Source organism: uncultured Methylibium sp., from assembly GCF_902826655.1.
In the GTDB taxonomy this organism is placed as follows: domain Bacteria; phylum Pseudomonadota; class Gammaproteobacteria; order Burkholderiales; family Burkholderiaceae_C; genus Methylibium.
Window position 1 is genome coordinate 23,084 of record NZ_CADEFR010000042.1, and the last position, 6,974, is coordinate 30,057.

The following is a 6,974-nucleotide window of genomic DNA, read 5'->3' on the forward strand; positions in this document are numbered from 1 at the left end:
GCGGCAAAAGCGGCGAACAAGCCGGCCAAATCCGGCCAGTTCGCTCCATCGTCCGGCCGCGCGGCTGGCACGATGGCGACCCATGGACGTGAAGCTCAAGCCCTTCGACTTTGCTCAGGCCGCTGCCCGTGCGGGCATGCCGCAGGTGGCGGAGCGCGTGCGCCAGGCCACGCAGCCGCAGGCGGTGGCCCCGGCCAGCTTCCAGACCAGCTTCAGCGCCGCGCTCAAGGCGGTCAGCGCCACCCAGACCCAGGCCAGCGAGATGCAGAAGCAGGTGCAGCTGGGCAACTCGTCGGTCTCGCTCGAAGAGACGATGATCGCGATGCAGAAGGCCCAGATCGGCTTCCAGGCGACCCTGCAGGTCCGCAACAAGCTGGTGCAGGCCTACTCCGACATCATGAACATGCCGATGTGAGCGACGCGGCCTGCGGGCCGTCGCCGGCACGGCCACCGGCGCCGCGCGCTCCGAGTTCGACCCGGCAGACCGCCGCCAGTCCCACGCTCACGGCCCAGGCAAACCAGGCCGACCACAGCGTGTGCGACAGGAAGTGCGCGCCCTGCGCCATGCGCGCCACGCCCATCAGCAGCCCCAGCGTCAGGCCGCCGGCCAGCGCCCAGCGCGCCAGCCGCGGCTTCCACGACCGCAGGGCCACGCCCCACACCATCCAGACGAAACCGCCCGCGGCATGGCCGGCCGGGAAGCACTGGCCGGGGGCGTATCCGTCGGGCGCACCCTGCAGCAGCGTGGTGTAGGGCACGAAACCGCCGAAGGGCGTCAGGTCCCAGGGGCAGTGGCGATGGGTCCAGTGCTTGAGCAGGGCCGTGCCGAGCGGGATCAGCGCCATGCCCAGCGCGGCCGCCAGCGCGTTGCGGCGCGGCCAGTCCGGCCACAGCCCGGCCATGCCGGCGATCGCGAGGCCGGCCGCACCCAGGCCGGCGGCGACCGACAGCGACTTCAGGCCGTGGTGCAGCAGGGTGTCGAACAGCCACTCGTGGCGGTGCGGGAAGGCGCCCCGGGCCGCGTCGTAGAACCAGCCGGCGACCTGCAGGTCCAGCGGATGCGTCTCGAACAGCCACAGCAGGGCGCCGGCAGCCAGCACCAGCCCGCCGGCCTGGCGCCGCAGCCACGCGCTGCGGTCGTCGTGCGACGCACTCACGAGCGGCAGGCCGCGGCGAGATCCAGGGCCGGGCGGCGGGTCGCGGTCTGCACGTCGAGCAGGCCGAGCAGCGAATGGAACAGGTGGTCGTGGCTGGCGCCGCCGGCCGCGGCTTCGCGGCGCAGGCACTCGCGGTCGACGCCGAAGCGCTGCGCGTAGCCGTCGGACATCCACAGGATCATCGGCACCTGCTTCTGCTCGTCGGGCGCGATGGCGTAGGGCATGCCGTGCAGGAACAGTCCCTTCTCGCCGAGCGACTCGCCGTGGTCGGAGACGTAGACCAGGGCCACGTCGTGGGTCGACGCCAGCGCGCGCAGGCGGTCGATCGCGGCCGACAGGACCTGGTCGGTGTGGTGCAGCGCGTTGTCGTAGGCGTTGACGATGGCCTCGCGCGTGCAGCGCGACAGGTCGTCGTCCTGGCAGGCCGGCTGCCAGGGCGCGTCGTCGGCCGGGTAGCGGCGGTAGTAGGCCGGCCCGTGGTTGCCCAGCATGTGCAGCACGACGACCTGGCCATCGGGCCGCCGGCCGCCGGCGGACGCGCCGACGGGCCGGACCACGGCGTCGAGCTCGCGCAGCAGCACGTCGTCCAGGCAGCGGTCGTGGTCGCACAGGTCGGGGTGGTCGGCCGGCTTCGGCTGGCGCGTCGGCAGCCCGTCGCAGACACCCTTGCAGCCGGACTGGTTGTCGATCCATTGCACATCCAGGCCGGTGCGGGCCAGCAGGTGCAGCAGCGACTGCTCGCGGTGGATGCGGGTCTCGTCGTAGGCCTGGCGGCCGATGCGCGCGAACAGGCAGGGCACCGAAGTCTCGGTGTCGGTGCCGCAGGTCGCCACGCGCGGGAAGGAGATCGGCGCGCGGGCCGCGAGGCCCGGCGTGGTCTGGCGCGCGTAGCCGGACAGGCCCCAGTTGGCGCTGCGCGCCGTCTCGCCGACCACGACCACCATCAGCACCGGGCGCGCCGAGGCCGCCCAGGCCGGGCCGAGCCGGGCATCGTTGCCGATCGGGAGGCGCGCCTCGGCCGGGCGCAGGCCGGTCGACGTCGTGGCTCGCGCCAGCGAGTAGACGACGTTGGTCGGAGTGACCAGGTAGCGCAGCTCCTTGTGGTTGCGCATCAGCGAGGCCAGGCCCTGGAAGTCGGCCAGCAGCGTGCCGACGACGACCGCGAGACCGAGGCCCAGCGCCAGCGCGCGGCGCCCCAGCGCCCGGCGCAGCGGCCGCCGGGGCAGGTCCAGCCGCCACAGCAGCAGCAGCGGCGGGCCGGCCAGCAGCAGGAGGTCGCGCCACAGCGCGGGCGTGATGAGCTCGCGGACCTCGGGCGCGTCGGTCTTCAGCGCGTTGCGCAGCATGGCCGGGTCGAGATAGACGCCGTAGCGCCAGATCGCGTGCGCGGCGAGCGCCGCCGCGACGAACAGCAGCGCCAGCAGCGGCCTGGCGCTGCGGCGCGTCAGCAGCAGGCCGAGCAGCACGAACTGCAGGCCGGTCAGGATCGCGAACAGCGACAGCGCGTGGCCCCAGCCGGCCACCGACGACAGGCTGCGGCCCTGCATCGCGCCGGTCCAGAAGCCGCCGTTGACGGCGACCGCGAAGTAGAGGCTGGCCAGCAGGGCCAGGGTCTCGGTGCTGCAGGACCAGCGCCGCGCGAGCCAGGGCGTGGGGGCCGGCCGGGCCGGATGCGGGAGGTAGGAGGTGGACATGCTGCAGGGCGAGTGGCCCCTGCACTGTCGGTAACGCGGCGTGAGGCCGCGGTGAGGCGGCTGTGAGCGAGTTGTGAGAGGGAACGGGCGCTAGCGCAGCGCCGTGCCGAAGTCCACGCTCAGCACCGCGCCGCCGCCGTCGGCGTTGGCCGCGCCGGGCTGCCAGCCGCTGGCCCGGCAGGCGTGCTGCACCAGCGCCAGGCCGAGACCGTGCCCGATGCCGTCGGCGCTGCCGTTGCGGCCGCCGCGCCAGCCGCGCTGGAACACGCGCTCGACGTCGCCGGGCGCGAAGCCGCGGCCGTGGTCGCGCACGTCCAGCCGCGTGCCGGCGAGGCGGCATTCGATGGGGCCGCCCTGGCCGTGGCGCAGCGCGTTGTCCAGCAGGTTGTCGACGACCAGGCGCAGCAGCGCGGGGTCGCCGCTGACGGTGGCGGTGTCGGGCACGCCGAGGTCGAGCCGGGCCCCGTTGCCGTGCCGCGCCGCGAGCGCCTGCCACGACTGCTGCAGCAGCTCGCGCAGGCGCAGCGTCTCCTCGAGCTGCGGGCGCGCCTCGCGCGCCAGGGTCAGCAGGCTGGCCGACAGCTCGGTGATGCGGTCGACCGTCTCGACGATGCGCTGGGCGCGGCGCTGCACGCCGGCCGGCGCCGTCTCGCCGCCCAGGTCGGCCGGCGCGGCCAGCAGTTCGGCGTCGCTGCGGATCACGGCCAGCGGCGTGCGCAGTTCGTGCGAGAGGTTGGCGGTGAACTCGCGCTCGCGCGTGACCGCCTCGCGCTGACGCTGCTCGTAGCGGTCCAGCGCGCCGGCCACGGCCGCGACCTCATGGGCCATGCCGGGCCGGGCATGACCGCCCTCGCGGCCGGCGTCGACGCGCTCGGCCAGGTCGCCGAGCTGGCGCGTCAGCCGGCCCGCCAGCTGGTAGACCACCGCCAGCACGGCGGCCGCGATGACCAGCGCCGCGACGACGATCACCGAGCCGATGGCGCGCATGCGCTCCTCGTGCTCCTCGGCGTCGTAGGTGAGGATGTAGCGCGCGTCGGCATCCTCGCGCACCGCGACGTGGTACTCGTTGCTGCCGTCGTAGCGCTCGTGGTTGCCGATCGCCAGGCCGCGCAGCCAGGCCGGCAGGGCGGCGTCGCCTTCGGCGCGCGTCACGCGGAACAGGCGCATGTCGGGCGTGTTGGGGGCGGCCCGCTCGGGCGACTCGCGCCACATCGCCATGCTGTGGGCCAGCTGGCCGTTGACGACGTCGTCGATCAGCTCGTCTTCCTTGTCCTCGAACAGGAAGAAGATCGCGAAGGCCTGCGCCAGGATCGCCACCAGCACCAGCAGCGCGACCGCCACCGCGATGCGCAGCCGCAGGCTGCTGCCGCGCGCCGCGTCTCGCGACTCAGCGGACGACGAGCTTGTAGCCGAGGCCATGGACGTTGACGATCTCGATGCCGGCCGCGTCGGCCAGCGCGCGGCGCAGCGTGTGCAGCACGCTGCGCAGGTTGTCGCTCGACTCGAGCGCCTGGCCCCAGACGGCGGTCTCCAGCTCCTGGCGCGAGAAGACGCGGTTCGGATGCTCGATCAGCAGCGCGGCCAGCCGCAGCGGCTTGGGCGGCAGCGGCAGCGTGCGGCCCTCGAGGCGCAGCTCCTGCGCCGCGGCGTCGTAGCGCAGCGGCCCGAGCTCGAGCGTGGTCGCGGTCGGCGCGGGCGCCGCACGGCGCAGCAGCGACAGCAGCCGCGCCTCGACCTCCTGCAGCGCGAAGGGCTTGACGAGGTAGTCGTCGCTGCCGGCCTCGAAGCCGCGCAGCCGGTCGTCGAGCGTCTCGCGCGCGCTCAGCACCAGCACCGGCAGCGACGAGCCCTGGGCGCGCAGGCTGTGCACCAGCGCCAGCCCGTCGCCGTCGGGCAGCGAGCGATCGAGCAGCAGCACGTCGGGCGGCGCCGCGGCAAGCCGCCGCCGCGCCTGCGCCAGCGTCGCGGCGTGGTCGCACTGGTGGCCGCGCGCCTCCAGGTAGTCGTGCAGGTTCTCCGCGATCGGGCGGTCGTCCTCAACGATCAGGATCTGCATGCGGGTCCGCTGCAGGCGCCGGGTCCGGCGTCAGTCCTCGAGCTCGGCCTTGGCCATCTCGACGTCCAGCCGCTCCATCGCGTCGAGCGGCTCGCAGGCAGCGGCCTGCTCGTAGAGCCTGGTCGCCTCCTTCATCTTCTTGTCGCCTTCCAGCATGACCAGGCCGTTGGCGTACTCGACCATCGCGATCGCGCTGGTCGGGTTGAGCTTGAGCGCGGTCTGGAACATCTTCAGCCCGGTCGCCGTGTCGGCGCCCTGGGTCCGGCCGAGCAGCTTGCCGACCTTGTCGATGACCTCGGCGTGGAAGGCGCCGAGCGCGATGTGCGCGTCGGCGTGCTTGGGCGAGAGCTGGATGGTCGTCTCCAGCGCCCCCTTGACCTTGCTGCCCAGGCCCTGCGCCAGCGCCTTGGCGACGCTGATGCCCTGGCTGTAGCGGCCCAGCGCGTAGGCCATGAAGTAGTGCGCGTTGGCGTTCTTCGGCTCCGCGGCCGCCTGGGCCTCGGCGCGTTCGGCGACCTCCTGGAACAGCTCGAGCTTGGTCTTCTCGCTCTTCTCCAGATAGTTGGCGTAGATCGACTGGGCCTTGTTGGCGACCGTCAGCCCGGCCCCGCCCGCCTTGAGGCCGGCGTCGGCGGCCTTCCTGAACTCGCCGGCGTGGAACAGCGCCCAGGCCTCCAGCACCGCGGCCTCCTTGGGCAGCGGCTCGGCGTCGCCGGCATGGAGCCGGGCCCAGTGCTTCTTCAGCGCTGCGGCGCTGTGGCTGTAGTCGGCGTTGTCGTAGGGAAAGGCGGTCCACTTGGCCATCGTCGTCTCCGGTCGTGTCGTTGTCGAAAGGGCTGCTTCAGGGCTTGGCGTAGCTGCCGACCAGCGTGAACAGGTGCTCGCGCTGGGCAGGGTCGAGGTAGGGCATCAGCAGGCTCAGCACGTGCTGGGCACCGCGCAGCAGGGCGGCGCCGGCGCTCTCGGGCTCGAGCGCCTTGCGCGGGTCGCGCACGTACTCGTAGCTGAGCCAGTAGGTCAGCACCACGACCATCGCGGTGGCGACGGGCTCGACCTCGCGCACGTCCATGCCGGTCTTGCCGAGCGCCCCGCCGCGGGCCAGGCCGTCGAGCACCTCGCGCACGGCCTGCTGCTTGTTCTTCAGCACGAACTGGAAGTGGGTCTCCAGCCGCCGGTTCTTGCTGAGCAGGTCGTTGAGGTCGCGGTACAGGAAGCGGTACTGCCAGATCAGCTCGAAGAACATGTGGAAGAAGAGCCACGCGTCCTCGACGTTGCGCACGTTGTCCGACGCGCGCAGCAGCTCGGTCAGCGCCGTCTCGTAGCGGTCGAACAGGCTGTTGATCAGCTCGTCCTTGGCCGGGTAGTGGTAGTACAGGTTGCCCGGGCTGATGTTCAGCTCGGCCGAGATCAGCGTCGTGCTGACATTGGGTTCGCCGAAGCGGTTGAACAGCTCCAGCGTCACTTCCAGGATGCGCTCGGCGGTGCGGCGCGGGGGCTTCTTGGCGGCGGGCATGACGGCGGTCAATCTAGCATCAAGACGAGGGGCAACCAAGGCGGGCAACGCGAACCGCGGCGGCTCCCTACAATCGCCGCCCCATGCCCGCCGTCCGCTTCGAGTCCGTCTCCAAGACCTATCGCGGGCCGCGCGGCGAGTTCCACGCGCTGCAGGACGTCGGCTTCGACATCGAGGAGGGCGACTTCTTCGGGCTGCTGGGTCCCAACGGCGCCGGCAAGACGACGCTGATCAGCATCCTGGCCGGCCTGAGCCGCGCCAGCGCGGGGCGCGTCACGGTGCGCGGCCACGACGTGGTGAGCGACTACGCGGCGGCGCGGCAGTCGCTGGGCATCGTGCCCCAGGAGCTGGTGTTCGACCCCTTCTTTAGCGTGCGCGAGACGCTGCGCATCCAGAGCGGCTACTTCGGCGTGCGCGTGGACAAGCAGCGCAACGACGCCTGGATCGACGAGCTGCTGGCCAACCTGGGCCTGGCCGACAAGGCCGACGCCAACATGCGCCAGCTCTCGGGCGGCATGAAGCGCCGCGTGCTGGTGGCGCAGGCGCTGGTGCAC

General features: G+C 72.6%; 8 protein-coding genes. 2 read left to right on the forward strand and 6 right to left on the reverse strand.

All coding sequences use genetic code 11. From position 1 onward, the window contains the following. Positions 1–82 precede the first annotated feature (82 nt). The gene (gene fliE / locus QZV97_RS15245) at positions 83–415 is read left to right on the forward strand and encodes a flagellar hook-basal body complex protein FliE (protein ID WP_295643901.1); all 333 of its coding nucleotides are present in this window, start codon (positions 83–85) and stop codon (positions 413–415) included. On the opposite strand, the gene QZV97_RS15250 is transcribed toward fliE, so the two are convergent. The 6 genes from QZV97_RS15250 to QZV97_RS15275 form a co-directional block, all read right to left on the reverse strand. Continuing rightward, the gene (locus QZV97_RS15250) at positions 396–1,157 is read right to left on the reverse strand and encodes a phosphatase PAP2 family protein (RefSeq protein WP_295643904.1); all 762 of its coding nucleotides are present in this window, start codon (positions 1,155–1,157) and stop codon (positions 396–398) included. The genes fliE and QZV97_RS15250 overlap by 20 nt on opposite strands. Further along, the gene (locus QZV97_RS15255; RefSeq protein WP_295643907.1) at positions 1,154–2,851 is read right to left on the reverse strand and encodes a phosphoethanolamine--lipid A transferase; all 1,698 of its coding nucleotides are present in this window, start codon (positions 2,849–2,851) and stop codon (positions 1,154–1,156) included. Before QZV97_RS15255 ends, QZV97_RS15250 begins: the two co-directional genes overlap by 4 nt. Before the next feature lie 90 nt (positions 2,852–2,941). After that, the gene (locus QZV97_RS15260) at positions 2,942–4,270 is read right to left on the reverse strand and encodes a HAMP domain-containing sensor histidine kinase (protein WP_295643911.1); all 1,329 of its coding nucleotides are present in this window, start codon (positions 4,268–4,270) and stop codon (positions 2,942–2,944) included. Beyond that, positions 4,239–4,907 (reverse strand): response regulator transcription factor, encoded by a 669-nt coding sequence (locus QZV97_RS15265; protein ID WP_295643914.1) that lies wholly within the window; start codon positions 4,905–4,907, stop codon positions 4,239–4,241. Before QZV97_RS15265 ends, QZV97_RS15260 begins: the two co-directional genes overlap by 32 nt. Before the next feature lie 30 nt (positions 4,908–4,937). Continuing rightward, positions 4,938–5,711, reverse strand: coding sequence for a hypothetical protein (locus QZV97_RS15270; RefSeq protein ID WP_295643917.1), 774 nt, complete (start codon positions 5,709–5,711; stop codon positions 4,938–4,940). Positions 5,712–5,748: 37 nt separating this feature from the next. Next, positions 5,749–6,420 carry a TetR/AcrR family transcriptional regulator gene (locus QZV97_RS15275; RefSeq protein WP_295643920.1) on the reverse strand — a complete coding sequence of 224 codons (672 nt, stop codon included), beginning with the start codon at positions 6,418–6,420 and terminating at the stop codon, positions 5,749–5,751. An 83-nt stretch (positions 6,421–6,503) separates the two neighbouring features. Here QZV97_RS15275 and QZV97_RS15280 point away from each other — a divergent pair. Beyond that, on the forward strand, positions 6,504–6,974 hold a 471-nt coding region (locus QZV97_RS15280; RefSeq protein ID WP_295643922.1), incomplete at its 3' end, for an ABC transporter ATP-binding protein.